Annotated in this window: 20 protein-coding genes; 8 read left to right on the top strand and 12 right to left on the bottom strand. The window is 41.8% G+C overall.

Translation table 11 applies throughout. The features are described from left to right. From Q4Q57_RS16355 to xthA, 6 genes are all read left to right on the top strand, one after another. Complete coding sequence (locus tag Q4Q57_RS16355; RefSeq protein WP_311891398.1) at nucleotides 1–1,926, top strand: IucA/IucC family siderophore biosynthesis protein; 1,926 nt, start codon at nucleotides 1–3, stop codon at nucleotides 1,924–1,926. 78 nt (nucleotides 1,927–2,004) lie between these two features. Beyond that, a complete protein-coding gene (locus tag Q4Q57_RS16350; RefSeq protein WP_311891397.1) occupies nucleotides 2,005–4,248 on the top strand; it encodes a TonB-dependent siderophore receptor in 2,244 nt (747 codons plus the stop codon). A gap of 141 nt (nucleotides 4,249–4,389) precedes the next feature. Next, nucleotides 4,390–5,523: an IucA/IucC family C-terminal-domain containing protein gene (locus tag Q4Q57_RS16345; RefSeq protein WP_311891396.1), complete on the top strand. Its 1,134-nt coding sequence runs from the start codon at nucleotides 4,390–4,392 to the stop codon at nucleotides 5,521–5,523. A 120-nt stretch (nucleotides 5,524–5,643) separates the two neighbouring features. After that, a complete protein-coding gene (locus tag Q4Q57_RS16340) occupies nucleotides 5,644–6,189 on the top strand; it encodes a septation protein A (RefSeq protein WP_012587356.1) in 546 nt (181 codons plus the stop codon). Beyond that, entirely contained in the window at nucleotides 6,189–6,488 is a 300-nt protein-coding gene (locus tag Q4Q57_RS16335; protein WP_006082200.1) for a YciI family protein, read from the top strand. The genes Q4Q57_RS16340 and Q4Q57_RS16335 overlap by 1 nt, the downstream gene beginning before the upstream one ends. After that, nucleotides 6,488–7,300, top strand: coding sequence for an exodeoxyribonuclease III (xthA, locus tag Q4Q57_RS16330; protein WP_259579260.1), 813 nt, complete (start codon nucleotides 6,488–6,490; stop codon nucleotides 7,298–7,300). The genes Q4Q57_RS16335 and xthA overlap by 1 nt, the downstream gene beginning before the upstream one ends. Nucleotides 7,301–7,825: 525 nt before the next feature. Here the strand turns inward: xthA and Q4Q57_RS16325 are convergent. Continuing rightward, nucleotides 7,826–8,689: a hypothetical protein gene (locus Q4Q57_RS16325; protein ID WP_311891395.1), complete on the bottom strand. Its 864-nt coding sequence runs from the start codon at nucleotides 8,687–8,689 to the stop codon at nucleotides 7,826–7,828. Then, a complete protein-coding gene (locus Q4Q57_RS16320; RefSeq protein ID WP_311891394.1) occupies nucleotides 8,682–10,148 on the bottom strand; it encodes a hypothetical protein in 1,467 nt (488 codons plus the stop codon). The genes Q4Q57_RS16325 and Q4Q57_RS16320 overlap by 8 nt, the downstream gene beginning before the upstream one ends. A gap of 209 nt (nucleotides 10,149–10,357) precedes the next feature. On the opposite strand from Q4Q57_RS16320, the gene Q4Q57_RS16315 reads away from it, so the two are divergent. Both Q4Q57_RS16315 and Q4Q57_RS16310 read left to right on the top strand, forming a co-directional pair. Continuing rightward, nucleotides 10,358–10,495 carry a hypothetical protein gene (locus Q4Q57_RS16315; RefSeq protein WP_311891393.1) on the top strand — a complete coding sequence of 46 codons (138 nt, stop codon included), beginning with the start codon at nucleotides 10,358–10,360 and terminating at the stop codon, nucleotides 10,493–10,495. 269 nt (nucleotides 10,496–10,764) lie between these two features. Further along, complete coding sequence (locus Q4Q57_RS16310) at nucleotides 10,765–11,202, top strand: hypothetical protein (RefSeq protein ID WP_006083674.1); 438 nt, start codon at nucleotides 10,765–10,767, stop codon at nucleotides 11,200–11,202. Here Q4Q57_RS16310 and Q4Q57_RS16305 read toward each other — a convergent pair. The 10 genes from Q4Q57_RS16305 to Q4Q57_RS16260 form a co-directional block, all read right to left on the bottom strand. Beyond that, the gene (locus tag Q4Q57_RS16305) at nucleotides 11,195–12,442 is read right to left on the bottom strand and encodes a CDP-glycerol--glycerophosphate glycerophosphotransferase (protein WP_006083675.1); all 1,248 of its coding nucleotides are present in this window, start codon (nucleotides 12,440–12,442) and stop codon (nucleotides 11,195–11,197) included. The two genes, Q4Q57_RS16310 and Q4Q57_RS16305, sit on opposite strands and share 8 nt — an antisense overlap. 8 nt (nucleotides 12,443–12,450) lie before the next feature. Next, complete coding sequence (locus Q4Q57_RS16300) at nucleotides 12,451–12,882, bottom strand: adenylyltransferase/cytidyltransferase family protein (protein ID WP_006083676.1); 432 nt, start codon at nucleotides 12,880–12,882, stop codon at nucleotides 12,451–12,453. Between the two features lie 2 nt (nucleotides 12,883–12,884). Further along, complete coding sequence (locus Q4Q57_RS16295) at nucleotides 12,885–14,330, bottom strand: sugar phosphate nucleotidyltransferase (protein ID WP_006083677.1); 1,446 nt, start codon at nucleotides 14,328–14,330, stop codon at nucleotides 12,885–12,887. Nucleotides 14,331–14,340: 10 nt separating this feature from the next. Next, entirely contained in the window at nucleotides 14,341–16,278 is a 1,938-nt protein-coding gene (locus Q4Q57_RS16290; RefSeq protein WP_311891392.1) for a WecB/TagA/CpsF family glycosyltransferase, read from the bottom strand. A 277-nt stretch (nucleotides 16,279–16,555) separates the two neighbouring features. Then, nucleotides 16,556–17,611: a glycosyltransferase family 2 protein gene (locus tag Q4Q57_RS16285; protein ID WP_063883077.1), complete on the bottom strand. Its 1,056-nt coding sequence runs from the start codon at nucleotides 17,609–17,611 to the stop codon at nucleotides 16,556–16,558. Then, nucleotides 17,608–18,948: an oligosaccharide flippase family protein gene (locus tag Q4Q57_RS16280; RefSeq protein ID WP_311891391.1), complete on the bottom strand. Its 1,341-nt coding sequence runs from the start codon at nucleotides 18,946–18,948 to the stop codon at nucleotides 17,608–17,610. The genes Q4Q57_RS16285 and Q4Q57_RS16280 overlap by 4 nt, the downstream gene beginning before the upstream one ends. A 211-nt stretch (nucleotides 18,949–19,159) precedes the next feature. Next, a complete protein-coding gene (locus Q4Q57_RS16275) occupies nucleotides 19,160–20,413 on the bottom strand; it encodes an O-antigen ligase family protein (RefSeq protein ID WP_311891390.1) in 1,254 nt (417 codons plus the stop codon). Beyond that, entirely contained in the window at nucleotides 20,368–21,783 is a 1,416-nt protein-coding gene (locus Q4Q57_RS16270; protein WP_006083681.1) for a hypothetical protein, read from the bottom strand. The genes Q4Q57_RS16275 and Q4Q57_RS16270 overlap by 46 nt, the downstream gene beginning before the upstream one ends. A 13-nt stretch (nucleotides 21,784–21,796) precedes the next feature. Continuing rightward, nucleotides 21,797–23,038, bottom strand: a complete 1,242-nt coding sequence (locus tag Q4Q57_RS16265; protein ID WP_311891389.1) for a polysaccharide biosynthesis/export family protein — start codon at nucleotides 23,036–23,038, stop codon at nucleotides 21,797–21,799. 23 nt (nucleotides 23,039–23,061) lie between these two features. Then, the gene (locus Q4Q57_RS16260) at nucleotides 23,062–23,418 is read right to left on the bottom strand and encodes an STAS domain-containing protein (protein WP_006083683.1); all 357 of its coding nucleotides are present in this window, start codon (nucleotides 23,416–23,418) and stop codon (nucleotides 23,062–23,064) included. Nucleotides 23,419–23,711: the final 293 nt, after the last annotated feature.

The raw sequence follows: 23,711 nt of genomic DNA, 5'->3' as shown, positions 1-23,711 counted from the left end.
ATGAACTTACCCACAAAAGCCTTATTAATAAATTCATTGCCAACGCAGGATCATCCAACTCACGCAGCGGCTCAACTCGAGCCAACGCTGTCGTCAACCTCGACTTCTATGCCAGAGCATTTGACTCCCGCATATTGGCAAGCGGCTAATCGGCATTTAGTGAAGAAAATCCTCTGCGAATTCACCCACGAGAAAATCATCACGCCGACCCTATACGGGCAAAAAGCGGGGCTTAACCACTATGAACTCAGGCTCAAAGACAGCACTTATTATTTTAGTGCACGACATTATCAGCTAGATCATCTTGCGATTGATGCAGACTCCATCCGCGTTTCAGTCGCAGGACAAGAGCAAATTCTCGATGCGATGTCGCTGATCATTTCCCTTAAAAATGACTTAGGGATCAGCGAAACCTTACTGCCCACGTATTTAGAGGAAATCACTAGCACCCTCTACAGCAAGGCGTACAAGTTAGCGCATCAGGCGATCCCCGCCGCCACGCTGGCGCGAGCCGATTATCAGAGCATAGAAGCGGGTATGACAGAAGGTCACCCAGTGTTTATTGCCAATAACGGCCGTATTGGCTTTGATATGCAGGATTATCGTCAATTTGCCCCAGAAAGCGCGATGCCGATACAGTTAGTCTGGCTTGGAGTCCGCAAAAACAAAACCACGTTTGCCGCCCTCGAAAACTTGAGTCACGACGCGTTACTAAAGGAGGAGCTTGGCCAGCAGTTCACTAACTTCCAACAACGTCTTAAAACCCAGCAGCATGATCCACAGGACTTCTACTTTATGCCTGTGCATCCTTGGCAGTGGCGTGAAAAAATCGCCCGCGTCTTTGCCGGCGACATCGCCCGTGGCGATCTGGTTTACCTTGGCGAAGGCAGCGAACAGTACCAAGTACAGCAATCGATACGCACTTTCTTCAATCTTTCATCGCCACAAAAGTGCTATGTCAAAACCGCGCTTTCCATCTTAAACATGGGCTTTATGCGCGGCCTGTCGCCCCTTTACATGAGCTGCACACCGCAAATTAATGCGTGGGTGGCGAACTTGGTTGAAAACGATCCTTACTTTGCCCAACAAGGCTTTGTGATCCTGAAGGAAATTGCCGCGATAGGTTACCACCACCATTATTACGAGCAGGCGCTCACCCAAGACAGCGCCTACAAAAAAATGCTCTCGGCCCTGTGGCGCGAAAGCCCACTGCCGCACATTGAGCCTAAGCAAAATCTGATGACCATGGCTGCGCTACTGCATACGGATCATGAAGATAAAGCGCTGATTGCAGCCTTGATAGCCGCCTCAGGCTTGCCAGCCAAAGACTGGCTGAGCCGTTACCTCAACCTGTATTTATCGCCTTTATTGCATGCGTTTTTTGCCTACGATCTGGTCTTTATGCCCCACGGGGAAAACCTGATCTTAGTGCTGGATGAATATGTGCCAGTCAAGATTTTAATGAAAGACATAGGCGAAGAAGTCGCGGTACTCAATGGCGCGAAGCCGCTACCTGAAGATGTAAAACGCCTTGCGGTAAGCCTTGAAGAAGAGATGAAGCTTAACTACATCTTACTGGATATTTTTGACTGTATTTTCCGCTATCTAGCACCGCTGCTCGATGAGCAAACCAGTGTCAGTGAAAGCCAATTCTGGGAGTTAGTGGCGGACAATGTACGTGATTACCAAGCTCTGCATCCGCATTTGGCCGCCAAATTTGCCCAATATGATCTGTTTAAGGACAACTTTGTACGCACCTGCCTTAATCGTATCCAATTGAATAACAACCAACAAATGATAGACCTCGCTGACAGGGAGAAAAACCTGCGTTTCGCTGGCGGTATCGACAATCCCTTGGCGGCCTTTAGGCAAAGTCATGCCTTTAAGCGCCCCAAACTTGGCAGCGCTGAGCCGAAAACACGTTAACGCGCAGCTCAGACCTGAAACTTTACGAAACGTTTGTGTGGGCTACTAATTGGCCCACTTTATTTAAACCCAACCTAAATGGAATTAAAGATCACCATTATGAAGACTTTTCCTCTCTCCAGCATCGCACTCGTCTGTCGGCAAGCCCTCGTTAACCCGAAGCTATTGCTGTGCTCAGCCATGTTAGCCACGGTTCCCCATGCCACAGCTGACACTGTCGATGCGGATAGTAAGACTAAAAAGCACCAGAAAGAAATTGAAGTCATCAATGTCATTGGCGCTAAGGATTTACACGACAATCGCTATAAAACCCAAGCGATGAACACGGCAACTGGGCTCGATTTATCCTATTTAGAAACGCCGCAGTCGGTCACGTCTATCACCCGTCAAATGATGAACGATCAACAGCTTAATAGTGTGATTGATGCTATGACCAGCGTCGCGGGGATCAATGCCCGCCCAATGGATAACGACAGATACAGCATTAGTGCCCGCGGCATTGCCGTAACCAGCATTTTGTACGATGGCGTACCCACCACCTACGACACCCGCTTCAACTATGGGGATAATCTGATCGACACCGCCATCTACGAGCGAGTAGAAGTGGTACGCGGCGCGACTGGCCTCATGACGGGAGCCGGTAACCCCTCGGCGGCCATTAACCTTATCCGTAAACGCCCGACTCAAGAGTTTATGGGCAACACCTCGTTAAGTGTGGGCTCATGGAATAATGTGCGTGGTATGGTCGATGTTTCCAGCGGCTTAAATGATTCAGGTTCTGTGCGCGGTCGCGTGGTGGCCGCCTATCAGGATAGAGATTCGTTTCAAGACAGGTACGAGCAGCAGCGCACCACCTTATACGGCATAGTCGAAACCGATATTGGCGATAGCACCTTGTTCACCCTAGGGGTTGATTACCAAGATGCCACTCCGAGCGGCACTATGTCGGGCGGCTTACCACTATTTTACAGTGATGGCAGCCGCACTAACTATGATCGCGCCACTTCAACGGCGCCCGATTGGGGCTCGGCGCATACCCAAGGCCTCAATACCTTTGCCAGTCTAGAACACAGATTTGATAATGGCTGGAACCTAAAAGGGACTTACACTTATGGAGACAACTCGTTGGAGTTCGATGTGCTATGGGCCACGGGCTATCCCGATCCTGTAACCAATATCGGCGCAACTGCAGGCTCTATCGCCTATGTCGACGGCAGTCGCACCCAACACAATGTGGATTTGCGCGCCGAAGGACAATTCCAGCTCTTTGGTCAGGAACATCAATTGATGTTTGGCTGGAATGGCCAACGCCAAGAGTTCGCCAATCCCTACTATAATCCCACAGTAAAGGCGCCACCACTGGGAGATTTTCGCGATCCGAACTTCCAGTACCCTAAACCTCAATGGCAAGATACCTCAGACATTGGCTCATCTGGCGAAACCAAGCAGAGTGCCGCCTATGTGGCGACGCAGCTCAATCTCAGCGACGCTTTAGCAGTCCTCGTCGGATTACGCCTCAATGAGTGGGAAACCGACCAAGATAACTTTAAAAGCCTATACAATTTCAACATCAGCAACGAACTCACTACTTACTTCGGCCTCACATACGCTCTGACCGAGCAATATTCGCTTTATGCCAGCTATACCGACATTTTTGCGCCGCAAACTAAACAAAGAATCGATAAAAGCTATTTAGATCCGGTCAAAGGGAAAAACTACGAAGGTGGGATTAAGGCGAGCCTGTTCGATGAGGCTTTAGATATGTCGCTATCGGTGTTTGAGATCAGGCAAGACAATCTTGGAATCAGCACTGGCGATGTGATCCCTGGTACCACAACACAAGTGTATGAAGGCGTAAACGGTACAAAAACACAGGGATTCGAATTTGAGTCAACGGGTAAAATCACTGATGACTGGAATGTTTACTTAGGCTACACCCAGTTCACCACCGAAGATCCTAAGGGCAAACGCATCAATACCACATCACCACGTCAGCAGTTAAAACTCTTCACCACTTATACCTTTGGTGGTGATTGGCATAAATTGCAAATTGGTGCAGGGGTTAACTGGCAGAGCCGCGTCTACCAAGAGGCTGATAAACCGGTAGGCAATGGTATAGACAAGATTAGAGTCGAAGTCGAGCAAGGCTCCTATGCACTGGCAAGTTTGATGGCAAGTTACGCCTTCACCGAGCAACTTAAGCTTAGCGCCAACCTGCACAACGCCTTAGATACAACCTACTACAGCCAAGTCGGTCAATACAGCCAATTCCAATACGGTACGCCGCGCAGTGCCAGCTTAACCTTGGACTATCGCTTCTAAGTCAGACTTTTATTGAGATAGTTCGAAAACCCTTGTGAGCCCAAATCTTGGGCCCACAAGGTCCTCATCTATTGGACTTATCAATAATAGCGTGGCTTATCAAGCACAGCGGCAATCAATCACAGCCATTAAGGAGTCATTATGGCAAGCCAACGAGGAGACACCAGACTGCAACTATTGCGCGATACCTCGCCAAGCCACGACGCTTTGAATCACACCATTTTGACACTCAATCAGCTGTTACATGAGCGGGCGCCCTTCTATGGCGAGCACCTTAGCGCAACGTCCTCACCCACGGGACTCAGTTTCGATGAATGGAGCTGTGCCGATACCTACCAAACACTGCTCGCGCGTTTTGCCATAGCGCACCCTAGCGCCGAAACTCTGACTGAAACTAAAACCGAAAACGAAACCGAGACGGATAAAACAGCTGCAACCAGCCAAACGCCCGCTTTCGCCAGTAAAAGCGCCTTGGTCAGTAAAAACGCAGAGGCCAATCGAAAAGACACTCGCAAAGCGCTGCATTCACTTTGGGGCCAATGGTATTTCGGCCTCTTAGTTCCGCCTATGATGGAGTGGATTTTCAACGCCCCAAAAGCCGCATTCGAGTCTGTTCACTGGCAGCCACGGTCCGTGTTTATGCAGCTACATGCCAGTGGCCGAGTGGCCAAATTTGAATTTAACATCGCAAAACACCAGCCAAATACCGCTTTGACCTTTAAAAAACATCACGGTATCGAGCCACTTTCCCAAACCAACACTAAGCCAAGTATCAAGATAGACACTGAGGTGCACTCGCCATTAAGCCCATATAAGCCGCCAGTTGATAAAGAACTTGTCCTACAAGGTTTTATCTTAAACTTACTGCAGCCGAGTGTTGAGCGCCTGCTCACTCTGAGCCCTGTACCCGCCAAGTTATATTGGAGCCACTTAGGCTATCTTATCCACTGGTATCTTGGGGAGCTGGGACTCACTGAGCAGTACAGCCAGCAACTAAAACAAGCCCTGTTTCGCCGCACGACCTTTTTAGATGGCAGCACAAATCCGCTGTATAACAGCATTAACTTACTCATCGAACCTGAGCAAGATAGCGCAACACCGAACACAGTTGCGAGAATAGTAACGAGTACAGCATCGAGCTCAACGAGTCCCAAAATCCACTGCATTCGCCGTACTTGCTGCTTAAGGTATCAACTCGCCAACACTGGCCAATGCCACGATTGCCCGCTGTTAAGTCGTGCAAAGGTTAACGTCAACGCCGCCAAGCCAACGTGAGGCGAGCTTATAAGATTAAATCGGTTTAATGGGCAAGATCGCAATCCTAGGCCCATGATGCTTTTGCCCTTATGTTGCACATGCTACACTCAAGCCCATGTCTCTTTAACACGATTAATTATGAAACAACTGCTTGATTTCCTGCCCCTCGTCATCTTTTTTGCCGTCTATAAATTTTTCGATATTTATATCGCCAGCGGCGCATTGATCGCAGCCACAGCGCTTCAATTGATCGTGACCTATGCGCTATATAAGAAACTTGAAAAGATGCACTTAATCACCTTTGCTATGGTGACAGTGTTTGGCACACTCACTTTAGTGTTCCACGATGATTCTTTTATCAAGTGGAAAGTGACCATCATCTACAGCTTGTTTGCCATCGCCTTAGGCGTCAGCCAATTGCTCAATAAATCGATATTAAAGTCGATGTTAGGCAAAGAAATGCAAGTAGAAGACAAGATTTGGGCTCGAGTAACTTGGTATTGGGTCGTCTTCTTCGCCAGCTGCGGCCTAGTCAATATCTATGTTGCCTTTAGTTTGCCATTAGAAACGTGGGTCAATTTTAAAGTGTTTGGTTTAACCGCTTTAACCTTAATTAATACTGTCCTGACCGTATTTTATCTTTATAAACACCTTCCCGAAGATCAACGCAAGGAACTCAAATAATGTGGTATATGATTTCAGCTCAAGATTTTGAGAACAGTTTAGAAAAACGTTTAGCCGCTCGCCCTGCCCATTTAGCTCGCCTGCAAGCTCTCGCCGATGAAGGTCGTTTACTGATCGCTGGCCCACATCCAGCCATTGACAGCGAAAACCCAGGTGATGCTGGCTTTAGTGGTTCACTGGTTGTCGCCGATTTTGAATCCTTAGTGGCAGCAAAACACTGGGCCGATGCCGATCCTTATATCGAAGCGGGCGTGTATAAAAGCGTGGTCGTTAAACCTTTCAAACGAGTCCTGCCCTAATGAAAATAGTGTCCTTTAACATCAATGGTCTGCGCGCGCGCTTGCATCAATTACAAGCCTTGATCGACAGCCACCAGCCCGATATTATCGGCCTGCAAGAAACCAAAGTACACGACGAAGCGTTTCCATTAGCCGACGTCGAAGCCATGGGATATCAAGTGCATTACCACGGCGGCAAGGCCCACTATGGCGTTGCTATGTTGTCTAAAGTCGCGCCAGAAAAGCTGCAAAAAGGTTTTCCAACCGATGACGAAGATGCCCAGCGCCGCATGATTATCGGCACATTTACCCAAGCGAATGGTCGTCCGTTAACCGTATTCAACGGCTATTTCCCCCAGGGCGAAAGCATAGAACACCCAACAAAATATCCTGCTAAACGTAAGTTTTATCAGGATTTAATGCACTACTTGCAGACAAATCACAGCAACGATGAAGATATCGCCATCATAGGTGACATCAATATTTCACCGACCGATTTAGACATAGGCATAGGTGAAGTCAATCGTAAGCGTTGGCTAAAAACCGGCAAATGTAGCTTCCAACCGGAAGAACGTGAGTGGTTGAAAACCTTGCAAGACTGGGGTTTAGTCGACACTTTCCGTCAATTACACCCAGAGCGCATCGAACGTTATTCTTGGTTCGATTACCGCAGCAAAGGGTTCGATGACAACCGCGGCCTTCGTATTGATGTGATTTTAGCAACACCTTCACTGGCAGCACGTTTAGTCGAATCCGATGTCGATTACGATCTGCGCGGCATAGATAAACCATCAGACCACGCGCCCATTTGGAGCACGTTCAAAGAGGCTTAATCAGCTAACGTTCGACCATCTTAGTAGATATAAAACATCGGCTTAGGCCGATGTTTTTGTTTGAGAGTGACTTAAGCAGAATGAGATTGGCACAAGTAAGTTAAAAATGAACAGCATACATCGCAAAAAGTTGTGAGCTTAGCTTCAGCCACAGATTAATCGTGAGCCATAGCATTCACTCATCGACGCGCAGCCAGTCCATCCTTAGATGCTCGACCGCCCCATCTGATGTGAAAGGATTCACAAATGCCGCGATGGCATGGACGCCAAAGAGCGGCTATGGGGCGGACGGTCGTCTCGCAAATCACCATGGCTAACCTGTTTAGCATCGGCGAAGCCTGTTTATTTTAAAGAAATACATAGCAAGCTTTTGGACAAAAGCGTGTTAGTGATTTTGCTAATTTAGCATGCAGTGAATTAGGTCAGGTATCGTATAGGCTCATTCAAAGAAATCACAACCTAACAAATTCTCCTTTAATATAGTGGTCAATTTAAGTTGACCGCTTTAAGCCAAGATCATTACCCTCAGATAAGGTGCGTATAGAAAAACAAGTTAGGTACGGCCTTTTTTAGCTTGTAGAAGTAATCTTCTCTGATAATCAAGTCACAACCTTCTAGTTTAGGGACATTAGCGTTCGTTCCGACAAAGGACGCACCATTATCGATCAGATCTTCTCTCCAGTATCTATATACTAGAACTACCTCCTCGCTCTGATCCAATGCCCTTAGGCCGTTAGTATAGTCATCTAACATTAAGCCCAAGATATCTAATAGTTCGCTATTCAACCAAAGCACACACTGACATTCAATACTATGAAAATTCGCACAGAAGCCTTGAATCATAGGGAGACCTGAACAATAGCTGTGTGACCAAATGTCCTCTGTATTAGGTACTTCAAGTAAAGGATTTGTTTCAAATTTCCCTGGAAGAAAACCTTCAAATACGATGAAGGCTTTACTTTCATCATTAACTCCATATCTCTCTGTAATAAATTGACGTTCAAATCTTGAAAGTGTTATGAAGCCTTCTTCACTATGTGGAGTTTTAAAACCTTTAACCATCTCCGATGGTTTTTCTATCCGAGGCCTACTCACTAGTGACGCAGATGTAGCGATCATTGTTCTTATATCTATCTTACCTATACCTTCAAATATCACAGAGTCACTGTATTGCTCATATAAATACTCATTAGCATACTTAAAAACCAAATCTTCAACATATATGTTTGGAGATAGCTTTTCATGATGACTATTAACAAATATATTTAGCTCCTCTTCAGTAAAATTATCAATTACATTTTTCCTTACATCAGTAACATCTACACCGATGCTATTCAAGTAAACGATAAATTTACTACTATCAATTAAATTAATTACTTGTTCATTCATTGATTAAACCACCCAAAATATCATCGAGGATGTTATTTATGTATAGATTATTTATAACTCTAGCTTTTTCTATTGAAGCCTTAATTTCAAATATTAATGGTCTAGTTCTTCTCGACTCGATAGAAAGCAACTCAAGAATTGATGCAATAGTCAATTGATGAAAAAAATCTAAATTGTTAAAGAACCAGTTAAGTGGTTTTATTAAGATATTGACGTCTTTTCTGATTATATAGGACAAGGCTGATATAACATCTTTTTGTATTGAAGAATCAAAGCTATTCGTTTTGCTAAGAGCAAAAATTATTGCTAACTCATTATCATTAAAATGACAAAACTCTAGATAATCTAAGTTATCCCATTTAAAGTTACTTTTATTTGTTAACCTGCTTTCAATAAATTCAAACCCTTTTTTATACATTGGCAAAACTAGGGTTTCATTTAAGCCAGAATATTCAAAGGCAATGATCAAGTTAGCAGTCGATTTGGATATGAAGTCAGCATTGCTATAATAGTGAGGTAAAGTTTTAGCTAACTCTTTCAATGCATCCCCTTTGTCAGTCTCTACTGCAAATCGCAATGAGTCCTTATCAGTAAAACCAGAATACCAACCATCTTTAGAATATACAAAGTTGTTGATGTATAGACTAATTTTATCATTATTAGGAATATTTAAACGAGTAATCAGATACCTAATATTTTCGTAGTGTTCATGCCCTCTTGGAAACCTCTTTCTAATGATTGGCAATAGTATTTCATTAGCAAGTTCTATATTTGAATCTTCTTTTAAATAGAAGTAAAGAAAGTTGAGATGATGGTCTTCTAAAGTATCTTTATCAACAAGGTATTCAATCAAATCTCGTTGATCTTTCAAACTAGGTATTTTTTCTATACAAAGTTGTTTGGATATTGTCTCTGACAAATTTCTATTACCAATTATACCAGTTGATACGGTGTTATCATTGACTTGGTGATCTATTGAGACATTTAAACCTAGTCTTCTGCTAGTTTGATTATATCTAATCATTGTTTCGGTTCTTAAAGTATCATAAGAATTATTCCAATCTCTTGAAGATAGATTTATCATCGATAAACGACCGACGTTCCTATCGCTAGTATTGAGACGATCAATTACATCTAAAAATCCATTAAGATAAGATTCTTTAGTGTTAGTTGGCGATAGTTTGTACAGAAAATTTAAAATGTATGGTTCTACCTTATTACTATGTAGTAATAGGTCTACAAACATATATTCTAATTTCCAAAAATTTCCATTGGTTAATAGCTCATTAATAAGATACTTGGATGCTAAGTAGTAATCAACTTTTAGGAATACCTCAAACCATTCTATAGTTAACCATCTGGTATCTTTACCATCTTCTGTATGCTTCATAACAGCATCAGTGAGATACTTAAGCTTTTTGGTATATTTTCTAGCAAACTTAGGATTGAGTTTTTTCACTGAGAGCAGAGGGTCAATAACTTCTGCTAAGTTTCTGTCCTTTCGAGAAGTATAACAAATAAGGATAGGCCGCGCGTAGCCGCGACCTTATCCCAAGTGTTGAACGAAGCCGCTTTGCGGTAGGAACAGGATAAAGCCATCCTTTTCACCCTCGTCCTAAATACTTGTTAGGCGCGCCCAGCTTCGGTCGCAAATCTAGGAGTATAATCATGGACATTCACGAACAACAACACTTTGATTTACTTTATGAACAACATCTTACCAACTTAACCTTGCAAGGCAAGCGGCCTGCAATCATTGATGCCTATAGCCGAGCGATACGCCGCATTGCGACTTATTTTAACTGATGCCCCTACACCCTGACTACCGATGATTTGAAGCGCTATTTTGTCGATTTGATTGCCTCCCATTCATGGAACACTGTCGAACTCGACCGCAACGGCTTGAAGTTTTTTCTACTTTCACGTCCTCAACAAATCTTGGCAATGGCTTAATATTGTTAAGCCACCACAGACTGAACCCCATATATGTCCGATGGTGTTAGACCAGAACATTATGTATTTTGTGGCTTTATCGCTTTCGGTCTATAATGTGAGTTACTATTTTCTTAAAAAAAATGGAAAAATTAGAAGAGTTTTACATAGCCGAACTAGCGAATATTCGACAAGATCCCATTATTTCCAAGTTACTTTCAAAGTTGCCGCCGGAGATAAGTGATAGCTATACGAATGAGCAACTAATGGGTATTAGAATTGCCTTAGGTGACCGTACTTGGGGTAAGCATTTTGTTGATAGTCGTGGTACTTTTTCGCTTCCATTTATTAAGTGGCGTTTTTACTATGTGTTTCTCTTAGGTAAAAATAAACGCGCTTATACTCGCCGTGAAAAGCGGTTTTCATTGCTGGCCTTCTCTACATTAGTGCTCGGTTTTATGCTACTGAGCGTACTGTTTGGACTGCTGCTCTTATATCTACTGAAATCATCCCTAGGTATTAATATTTTCCCCGAGATATCATTAGGAATTTGGGATTGGTTTAAAGACCTATTTAACTAATTTGTGTATTTAATGGAGACTTTAGTAAATTGCGGCGACAGATATAACGTTCAAGCAGCTCAAAGCAGTCTGAATGTTCATTCATTTCTTGCCAATAGAGTTTTTGTAATTGTGTATAGGCAAGATGTAACGTTTCTGTCTGTTTTTTTGATGTATTATTTTTTAATATGTTTATTAATTCTTCGAACCCATATGCAATTAGCCCAGCTTGTGGTAGACATTGACTATATTCGTAACAATTACGGCTATTTTTAATATAGCTTTCATGGTCGAAAAGGTAGAAAACTATAGGGATATTTAACGGTAATACATCAATAAATAAAGATGAATAATCCGTAAGTAACAGATCTACTTGATGTAAGATACCGTAGACATCCTCCCAACTGCTGATATCTCTTACATTAGGGTATGCACTAAAGTGTTTAGCATAATGTCTTTCATTCGGGTGTAATCTTAACAAAAACAAGCAGTCTGAATTGACTAAAAACTGGGATAACACACCCCAGTTGAAGGCTTTTTCGTAGGGGGATTGTACTGTTTCAGTATTACTTAAGTTGGCATCTCGCCAAGATGGGGCATACAGTATGACCTTTTTATAGCTTGTACCATCAGGTTTTGAATTGATACTTTGACATTTATCCGGATAGCGGCGATAAAAATCAGTTCTTGGATTACCGCAACTGAGCAATTGTTTTTTTTGTAATCTGAAGGCGCTGCAAAATAAACGGTCAACTAATGGACTTGGACTGAGCATCAACTGAGGTCGAACATATTCTTGGTGATACAGTAGTGAATGCCAAGTTTTTTGCCAATATGAATTGGATTGATACTTATGCGCTAGAGGTCCGTGGTCTATATCAAACTCAATCCTTTTCAACGGGGAACCATGCCAGAGATTGATTTTAATTGAACCACTAGCAAACCACTGATTGACGTCACCAATATAACTATTATATATGTAAAATCTTGCCGTTAGTGCATGATAAACACCTTCTAAACTCCATCGTTCATAGGCGATAAATCCTTTTTTCCTCAGCGCGTTAACTAGTGATGCATCACCACTAATCCAAATTACATGCATAAATTTATTTTTGTGCCAGTGCAGATATAAATATTTACTGTTATCCGCAAAAAGGTTTTTATAGCAACCAAATACAGCTTTATTTCCTTGCCGCGGAAAAAACCATGAAAGACCATAAATACATTTCTTTAATAATGAAGTAAATAAGTTTGTTTTCATGATGAACCTCACTTAATCAAGGCGGAGGATGGCAATCTGATGCAGTTTGAGCGAGGGACTGCCAAGTTGGTTTTGATTTCAGTGGTTGAAATAGCATCTGTTCTTTCCAAATAAATCACTTGGCAAAACTCTTTTAAATAATCAAATTTCCCCTGCCAATCAGAACCCATACCAAAGATATTCACATTGAGTTCTACAATATCTTTAGCTTTTTGCTGCCAGTGAGTTTCAGGTATCACTAAATCTACATATTTACAGGCACTTATCATCTCTATACGTTGCTGGTAATTAAAAAAAGCCACTTTTCCTTTGAGAGAATTAAACTCATCTGTTGATACACCAACAATAAGTTTATCTCCCATCGCTTTGAGTCTTTGAAATAATCTCACATGACCATAGTGGAACAGATCATAGGTACCATAAGTGATGATTGATTTCATGATTAATTCCTCTTGCTTGAGTGAGAGTCAATATGGGCTTGTATTGATTGTGTACCCAAGGCTGAATGTACAGCCCTAGAATTTTGTTTTAATAGTTGACGAACTTGATCACGTTTATTCTTTGTCTTGAAGTCTTGCTCTATAATGATTTTTTCTTCTTCTGGTATAGCATATGGTGCGAGTAATTGAACTGGGCCATAAACGCCATGCTTACTTGGTTCTTGTGCTGTATATGGTGATTGCTCTGTTTTTGCACTCAATCCCATTAGATGCAATTTTCCGAGGCACACATGGTAAAGCTGAGGTAATAATGCAAGACCTTGATATGGTATATTAAAGCGCCAACTGTTAAGCAATTTATTTTGATTACTTATTAATTGCATTTTGATAAAGCCATGCCATGAATGTATGACTCCCCAAGTAAACAGTATGGGCCAGAGTGGCAGGCTTAAACATAATAATAATAGGGAAATTAGCCGAATTAAAAAAGACTCAGTATGGGGTATCTGTTTATGACTTGTGGAAATTAATCTAGGATCATTGATTTTTATCGCGGATTTTAGCCCTACATTAATAAGTACATTCTGACTAATAATGCAGTTATCAATATTGAGACCTTCGCCAACAAAGCTATTATCTAAAATTAAGCAATCATTTAAATTACAATCTTTTTCAATCAGACACTTATTGCCAATAACAATTTTATTTTGCATGTTTACGTTAGGTGCAATCCATGTTTGTTCACCTATGGCTCCCCAAGCATGTAGTCGCGAAAGTAACCCTGTTCTTGTTTTGGCTCCTAAGTAAAAATATTTAGTCGGTTTGATACTGGCACTCGGACGTCCCGAGGCTGTCAGCCCGTAAAAGCTTGCATCTGCGATTGTCAAGTTGGCGTAAAGATAGGATTCAAAGCTATCGAGCATGGCGCATTGACCATGTAAAATTTCAGTTATAGCTTCCGCACATAATGTGGTGTTGTCTAATGGCCAATCGAGTAAATGTAAGTGATTTTGGGCCGCTGGCAGCATTAATAATCCTGGATTTAAATCAGCTAGCTTCGGGCGTACTAAGCGTAATTTTATGTTTTTGCTATAATTAACGAAGCAATTTATACAAGGAGAGCGCAATATATCGCCTCGAGCAACTAAGGTTTCCTCATTTAAATCCAGTTTCATTCGTGACATAACTTGAGTAACCGATTCCTGTACTTTAGTCAGGAAATATTCAATCTTTACACCCCAGCGGCTACCATCACCTAAATAAGCTTCTATCTTTTCAGCATGGCTTGAAATAACCAGCTTAACTTGAGTGATTCCTGCATCTGCAACATCTTCGAGCGTATACTCAATTAAGGCTCGATTTCCCACTGGTAGTAGCGCAGGGCAATATTGCTCATCCAATGGCGATAACTCATTTCCATGACGATTCGCGAAAATAATGGCTTGCATAGCATTCTCCTTAATAGGCACCGCGACTGAAGATAACTGCAGGGATTGTTTTAATTAACAAATAGATATCCTCAGTTAGAGACTGTTGATAGATGTAATCAACATCCAGCTCGACTTGCCTGTCAAAAGGAATATTTGAGCGTCCAGATACTTGCCATATACAAGTAATTCCAGGCTTTACTTGTAATCTACGGCGGTCACTGGGGCTATATTGAGCGACTTCTCTAGGTAATGCTGGGCGCGGTCCAACAAGGGACATATCGCCGAGTATGACATTCCAAAGTTGAGGTAACTCATCGATAGAGGTTTTTCGAATAAATTTACCGATGCGAGTGATTCTGGGGTCACATTTCATTTTAAAAATAACCCCACCTTGCATTTCGTTAGTCTTTTGTAGGCTTGCTAAGCGAGCCTCTGCATCCTGATACATAGATCGGAATTTCCACATAGTAAAAGTGTGATTGAACTTCCCAACCCTTTGTTGGCTAAAAAGGACCGCTCCTGGTGATTCGAGGCGAATGAATAACGCCACAAGCAGAAGTAAGGGCGCCAGTAACACCAATGCAAATGCTGCAACACTCACATCCAAACTGCGTTTGGCAATACGATTAAGTAATAAGCGCAGTTGAATACGGCCGCAGCGTTGCTGTGTGCTGGATTTACTCAAATTTGGATAGTTGATTACGTTGGTTTTTGTTTCAGATTGATGTGGTTTCTGATTATTAAGTTGGCGTACTTCTTTTCTTACTCTTAATAAAAACAAAGGATTACCAAATATGTAGCGACGCCACATGCGCCTAGGCTCTTGTATTAGGCGCCAAATCCATTCCATACCCATTTGTCTTAACCAGAGTGGTGCTCTGTTGATGCGATTAGAATAAAAGTCGAATAGACCACCTACACCAATACCAACGGCGGGGCTTAACTTAGAATGATATTTTGCAAGCCACAGTTCTTGTTTAGGTGCACCCATTGCAACAAGTAAAACTGCTGCACCTGATGAGTTAATGATTTTAAGAACCGATTTCGTGTCGGCTTCATGGAAAAAACCATGATGAGTTCCCGCAATCTTAAGCATAGGATGTGAAAGTTGTAATTGTTGCGCAGCTTGATGTGCCACTTCTGGTGCGCCGCCTAATAAAAACAGGGACAGTTCTTCTTTTATCAATTGCTCACAAAGTAGTGGGAGCATATCGGTGCCATTGAGATTAGCTTTTAATCCAACACCTAGCCAACGGCAAGCTATTCTAGCGCCGATTCCGTCGGCAAAAATCGCTTCACAGTTATTTAACTCACGATGGTACTGACTGTCTGTGTAAGCTTTATTGAGGCAGTCAGCATTAACAAAAGCAAATTGAGTTAGGCTTTTCGCCGGTGTTTTTGCTTTCGACACAATAAGATTTAGCATGCCATTCATCGTTGCATTGTGTAGTGACAACCCAAATAGTGAAATTCGCTCTGCTTGTGATGTCTTGTTGGAAGTTAATGCACTATTAATTGTGACTCTGACTAAAGCTAAAAGGTAATTCCACAGACTTGAATATGCTTTCCGTAAAGAGGGTAAACTGTCTTCAAAGTCGATGCCTATCCTGCGTTGCATCGATGAAATTGACACTAAGCCTGGACGGCAAAAAAGCACTGGTTTTGGTTCAAACGAAAAATGAACTTCATCACCCAGTAGACCTATATCACCTTTTATAATATTAATAATAACAGGTAGTTGATGAGTCCACCCTTGATAGGGGAATTGATATAAACCGACCAGGTTATCGGTTCCATGAATATAAACGCGCTCTAGCTTAGTTTTATTCATGACTTTGAGATAAAGATAAATACATGAGATTAGAGGGAAGAAAAGCAGCAATGCAGCTAGTGCGATAATGCGATCTGCGAATTGTATTGACCAAAGAGTTGGTATACATGTTTTACTCAGGTTCAATGTGTTCATCATTAACTCCTAACTGACTTTATTGGTTGCTCAAGAGTTACTGCTACTTATTATTTAACTCAGAGCCTTTACCTAACAATGCACAATGTAGGCCATACTTTAAACTCATTGAAAATCATTGATTTAACTTATTTTTTAACAAAGAAAATTTCTTATTTGCAGTTTGCAATGCAAGCTGCAAATAAAAGTCGGAATAAATCAAACGAACTACAGTGATAAAGTTTAACGTTAGGGTTATTAACCCGCATGTGCATATGCGGGATAAGGTCGATAAAGATTACTTAAGATTTGATGACAATACTGAAGGCTTTACACCATCACGTTTAATCCGCATTTTTTGGCGGTATCCTATATAATACTGCCCCGCAGTTTCACAGATTTTGTAGATACTGCTGGGTAGTAACCACTGCAAATAAGCTGCAAATAGCGTTGTTAGTGTGCGACTCGTCTCTGTGATCAATATTGTCGGCGAGGTAATTAAAGCTTGATTAACTAGATTTTTTGCCATTTTCCCATCCCCAAGGCGAATAGCTTGCCGTGCTAAATAGCGAAGTTGATAGGCTCTAGCTGCATTTTCGTGAATCTTTAAGATTTTAGGCGCGAAACGGCGTGCTTTAGTTATCATTTGCTCCCAAGACGCGAGCTGCTTAGTTAAGTTTGACGATAAACCACCATGATTTAATCGGTAATAAGTTAAGGGTTCGGGAATACCTTCCATTTTCCACTGTGTGGTGGCCAAAATACGAAACCAGCATTCAATATCCTCTGACTGGCGAAAATTTTCATCAAAATAACAACTGTAGCTTTCGGTATGATTCAATGCTTGAAAACGGATTTCATTCAATGTTTCGCGGCGGATCACAGGGGCGGAACCATTACCAACTGGGTTTCTGCACAGTAGATGACCAGGATTTATGTTGGTTAATTGTGGCATTTGGAAAAAGTTAATAGGATTTCCATGGTAATCAATAAAACTAGACCGTGAAAAGCTGATCCCTACCTTTGGAGAGTTTTTCAGGTGCTCAACATGGAGCATTAATTTATCAGGATGCCAAAGGTCATCCGAGTCGATAAAAGCCACATAGCGACCAATTGCGTGGCGTATTCCAGTATTACGCGCCGCGGCCAGCCCTTTGTTAGCAGTATGGGTCACTATTCTTATGCGACTATCGGAGAAGTTCTGGCATTTAGCTAAACTGTTATCGGTTGCGCAATCATTCACTATGATGAGTTCAAAATCAGTATAACTTTGAGCTAACACGGACTGAATCGCCTTAGACACAAAGGCTTCAACATTGTAAACAGGCATAATGACTGAAACTGAAGGGATCATAATGAACCTCCTAATGAGGGAGATAGAGTGATTAAGCCAAGTTTTTTGGCCGTGGGTTTCATAACAAAATAAGCAAATAGTGGCATGTAAATCAGGTAGCAAACGAAGATATTCATGGCGACAGTTGTAAGTCCCCACAGTGATCCTAGGCTTATAGCAAGAGTGAGAAGCGCAACAAATCCAAAATTGCACAAGAGATTTAATTGATTTAGGCCGCTTGAGATGAGCAGTTGGCTTGCAGCTTCACCTAATGGGCGCGTTAAACCACTTAAGCACAGCAAAATAAATATAGGCAAAGCGCCAGCATCAAGCCAATGTTCGCCATAAACAATCGGTAAATACCAAGGTGCGAGTATGCTTTGCAAGCTAATAATGGGAAGTGTAACTAACATGATACTGAGCAGGGCGTGACGGTATTTCTGTAATGCGTTTTCACTATCGGGATGACAGAGGTGGGAGTAAAACGCGGTACCAAAACTTTGTACTAGGCCAAGGCTTACACCTAAACTGGCATTTACTGCAAAAAAATATACACCAAGTGCTTCTGCGCCTAAAAAATAACCTACTAATAAATAATCGATATTCTGTCTTAATGCTAAACTAAAATCCCCAATACCTACCATAAGTCCGAAGTGCAATAAATTCCGGCATTTTTGTGCACAGGAATGTTTAATAAAATATTTCCCTTGTCTATCAAAAATTGATGTCGAACTGATGGTGAGATGATTGTGATAACGATGGATCCCTATCCAAATTAATACTACCAACACTTTGGGAATAACTATTCCCCATATTCCAAAACCACAAAGTACCAATATTGCAGTAAGAACACTATCAGCAATGGTTTGCCAAAGACTTGCTCTACCAACAACGCGCATTCTATTGTTTCTTAAGTTTGCTGTGGCATAGATCATACCAAAGGGGAGTAATAAGAAGCTTGTTGCCATGAGTATCATAGGCTTAACTATCGACATATCTTGATAGTAAATAGCGATGGGGCCACTGAGTAAGCTCAAGGCAACAAAAGACGATAAACACACAAACCAGTTAAGTCCGTTGGCACTGGCTAAATGGGATATGAAATCAGAGTCTTGCATTTTTATTAATGGTGCAGAGGTTATTCTGCGAATAAAAATACTTATAATTTCAAACGAAGTTAGAATAATTGCCACTTGGCCAAAGATATCTGGCGTGAGTAAACGCGCAAGAATAATACTGCTGCCTAAACGAACGACACGCCCTAATACCTGTGCTGAACCAAGCCAAAGCATATTAGTTGCAAGGCGTTTAGTGCCTTGTATGTGCCATATGGCACCTATCTGCGCTAACGTTTTCATCAAACAACCTATTCAACTGAGTTTGTCCTGATGAGGTAATACAGTTTCTGTGCCATAATTCAAAATTTTATTTATTTTATTAAATAACAATATCTTAGGTTTGCTTGTGATAATGAGTATAGTCGATGCTTTTGTTATAAACATTTGTTGGTTGCAAAATGCAAATCAAGATGCAAATAACACGTAAGAGGCCGGTATCGTAAAATAAGGCTTAATTGGTGGGGTATTTAGTTTGAGTATGAGCGGCGCCGAGAATAACTAATCCAGGCCAGAAAAGGTAAGCAAGGATCTCGAGATTTTCTCCAAAAGTATATAACAGTAGTATGAGTATAATTGCCATACCAACGGCAGAAAGCCGTGATTGCATAACAGAGGATAGTAGGCAGCAAACGCTTACTATCAGTGGTAATACAAGCGCTATAGCACCGACAATACCTTTTACGAATAATAACCCATACCAAGTGTGATGTGAGCCTATTGGCATGTATTCAACCATATGGGGACCACGTTCAACTATGCCATGACCCCATATTACGGCCTCATTTGCCCAGCGTTCGACGGCAATATTCCCAAGAGCTTCGCGCACACGAGTTGAATCTGCTCTGGCAGCTTTGACGCTATGAATGCTTGATTCTATCGTGGATAGCACAGTCTCTCCGAGCACCCCGGCCAATAAAAAGACTGGGCTCAATAGCAGATAAAGCCAAGGATATTTAGCATAACGAATAAAATTGAAATAAACGATTAGTGCAAAACAGCAAAGTATCGCAAGTCTTGACTGGGAAATGAGTACCATGATTATGCTCCCAATGATCCCGTACAAACGATAGCGTTTATCCGTTTCCTGAAGAGCAAATAAAAAATACAGATTACCCACCATACCAAGAGCAGGAGCCCATGGAGTAAATAGGCGCCAGCGTGGAATTCCGCTACCAGGGTCGATTTCATATAAGCTTACGCTGAAAAACTCAGGACCAGGACCACCAATAATACTTAACGGTGAGACATAGAGCGTACTTGGTAAACCTACTCTCCAAGCTAAAATGAATAATGGAAATAGTATTAATGTATGTTTACCGACCACACAGCTAGCCCGATAAATTAATTCTGGTCTTATTTGCATTCCGCCTATGAGTGGGAAAATAGCCAATAATGCCCAGCCCTTTGCCCAGCCGATAGAGGATTTTATCAGCTGAGCAAGACCCAACCCTTCTATTAAATGCCCAATGACTAGGGCAAATAACATGAGTAGCATCGCGCCAATCCAACTTATTACGGGAAAAGAAATGCGTATACCTTCGGCATGGAAGAGTACTCGTCCAATGATCTTAAGAACTAAAATCCAACCAATTACTGGTGCTATTAAATACATAGCGCCAAGGATCCAAAAGATGTAGGTCCCAGTAATTGCTAGCCAAACTACTCGTTCGTCAGGATTCTCTGGAGTAAGGGTTTGCGTATCCATAATATACTCAATCCTGCAATTACCATGATAGAGGCGGCAATGCCACCAATGAGAGTCAAAATAAACCCTAGCTTATCGGCTTTTTCTGGACGGCTGGGCGGTGAAAATAGTTGTAATAAAGGATATGCAGAGAAAATATCAGCTTTACCTACATCTATTTTAGCAATTGCAGAGGTAAATACTGCCGTCGCCAGTTGATGATCTCGATGTAAATCTTCTAATTTAGCGGCATCATCGTTACTGTGTTTTAAGCGAGTTTCCCATAGGTCAATTTGTTCAGTTAATGATGCTAGTTCATCGCTAAACCCTGCATTTTCAGTGGCGAAATTAATTAGTTTTTGCATCAATTCGGCTCGGCCATCAATATCATCCACAGATAGGATCACCATTAATTGTGGATCGCAACGTAAAAGGAGTTTCTGGCAACGACTATTAAGTGCATTTAGCATGACTTTTTGTTCAGTTTTTGCAGTTAAAACTTGGGGATGTTGTTGAGCAAAATTACCGCTTAAACTGACTAAGAGTGAGCTGGACTCAGTATATTTGAGCAATAACTGCTGGAATAATTGATCATTCTTAAGTTTGAGTAGATCCGCAGATTGGCTGGCAGTAAGCGACAGGCTAGACTCCAATAGGTGTTGACTGGCTAGCCCGCCTTCAAGTTTGGCTCTGAGATTGACTTGGCTTTGACGAAGGCGCTCTATTGTGAGTGCCACTTCTTTAAATTGATCGAGAGAAACCAGCCCTGTTTTTGATTGGAATGCTAAAATATTTGACTGACTCTGTTTTACTTTACTGGCGAATCCTTCGAGTCCAATTCTGACCCCATTTTCCCGGATAAGGATTTCATCTGTTCTGAGCTGTGACAACATTATTTGTAAATGTTGATATAGTGCCCATGCTTTTTTCTCGGCTAACTCTGGAGTCGCGGCATTTATAGTGAATTCCATTAAGCCGGTTTGACTGGGTAACTTCAGTTTAGGCATACCTAATGCCGAAGCCGTGATATTTAGTTCTTTGGCCGTTGTACTGAGTAAAATATCGCTCAAAGCAATAGCCTTATAGTTTTCGCGAGGATCAATTGCCGAACTTAAATAAGGTGAACTGCTTGAACTGCTTGCTTGACCAATACTATCTAAACTTACCATGGCGCCAGCACCTGCGCCGGGTAAAATTAATACCCATTTACTGGTGTAGCGCGTTGGAGTGATGAACAGTATCACGAGTACAAGTAGCCAGATCAAAGCTAAAGTTAATAGTACGGTTTTTATGTATAACTTACGGCGCGCTATTGGAGATAAATTGCTGCCATTGACGAGAGCGCGTTTTATCCACAACAGTTGATGTGTCTCATGACGTGCTTTCATCATAATGTCCTCAGTATTAGAGTAAACCCAAAATACTGGTGGGAATCAGCACATCGGTCAGGCTGCGAGCTATCTCTCGAATATTGGTTATACCTGAGTCATAACAGGCTATGCCGTCACCAGGCAGCAGCACTGGATTCATTTGGGGTTGCCAAGACTGACGGATCAAGCTATCCATTGATCGCTCAACAATATCGGTTTCATCGGATAAGGGATTTCGGGTTACTAAAAGTACATGACGGCTAGCATTAGTACTTTGAGCTCCACCTATACAATTTGCCGCTATCGCTCCTGTGAGTAAGCGTGTGCCATAGGGGAAACGCGTTGCTTCAGTGTCGAGCCCAGATTGAGAATTGCTACTGGCTGGCTGTGTTAAATTTGAAATAAAAACTCTTATACCTGGTATAGTAATTTGTGAAGGCCGTACTAGTTTGTCTTGGAAATTGTGGGAACTGGGAACGAGGATTTGATCTCCCGCACTTAATAAAAAATCGGGAACTGGTTCACCGTTCATTACGCCCGTTAAGTCAAAAGAATACTGTTTATCTCCTCGGATAACCCAGACTTGATTTATTTTTGCATCTGGGCGCACACCACCAGATGAACGCAGTGCGGCACTAATAGTTCTGTCTAGTGCTTGATCTCCGCTATGAATTTTATCGTCGTCTTTGATTTCGGTATCGGATTTTTTATTTATCAAATGTTGGCCAGGTTCAAACACGGCACCAAGTACAGTGACCTCTATAGGAGCCCAAGCGATTGGACTGATGCTGATCCTAATTTTATTAGGGTGCATTAGTTGCTCGTTTACCAAGGTTTGAGCGATCTTTGTTTTAAGCGTATTAATATTACTGCCTTTAGCTAAAATCGGCGGTAAATAAGGTAAGTAAATTTGTCCGTTTGCATCAATCTCAACGTCGGCATTGAAATCATCCCCATTAAAAATACTAATATGTAGCTTATCCCCCACAGAAAGCTGTAAGTTAAGGACGGTTTCTTGATAAAAGTCCGCACTAATCATCTGATTTTCATCAGAATTAAGTACCACGCCCTCTGTTTGACTATTGAGTAGTGCGAGATTTGCCTGTCGTTGATAAGGAACTTGTGTACCGAAGTAATGACAATATTGATCTGACTGCTGCTGGCACAGCTTATCTTGTTGTGAGTGCATAGGGGTGGTGCAGGCACTTAAGGCTAAGCAAAGCAGTGCGGAGCTGCAGTTCAGTACTAATGATTGGTTACCTTGACGGTTATTCATGAGCTTCCCCTTGATATTGATGCTTAATTAACTTGCATCGAACTATGGCTTAGATGTGCGATAGCAGCATCTTGGCATTCATAAATAGTGAAGATTTGATGTAGTCGAGTGAGCTCAATTAATGATCTAACATTATCAGATGGGGATAAGAGTAAAATCTCACCATCGTGTAACTGTGCATATTTAAGGGCTGAGATAAGCACTGATAATCCACTTGAATCAATATACTTCACCTCTTCAAGATTAATAATTAGCCGATTGGTACCATTTTCCATATGCCGCAACAAAGCTGCTCTATGAGTTGGAGTATTGGCCATTATCATTTCAGTTGGGAATGTCACTATGCTCGCATTCTGTTTTTCTATCGGGGAGAATTTCATGATGCTTTCCTCTTTAAGGCTGTTAACAATTTAGTATGCATATTGGGAAAGCATTTATTAGGCCAATACTTTAGCTATTGATTTTTAATTGATTTTTAATTGATTTTTAATTGATTTTCTAAATTATCAACTCTGTTTATGGTCGGTTAGCAATTTGCATTGCAAATTGCTAACCATATAAAAGTAGTACTCAATTCTACTATGATTATTCTTGTTTGATTAACCTGTTAAATAATGGTCATCACATCACTGTAGTAAGTGTGAATAGGATTTTTTGAATAGTTTCGCCACAA

Origin of the sequence: Shewanella sp. SP2S2-6, assembly GCF_031931965.1 — a bacterium.
In the GTDB taxonomy this organism is placed as follows: domain Bacteria; phylum Pseudomonadota; class Gammaproteobacteria; order Enterobacterales; family Shewanellaceae; genus Shewanella; species Shewanella baltica.
The sequence above is the reverse complement of the archived record's forward strand: the minus strand, read 5'-3'. Positions and strand labels throughout refer to the sequence as shown.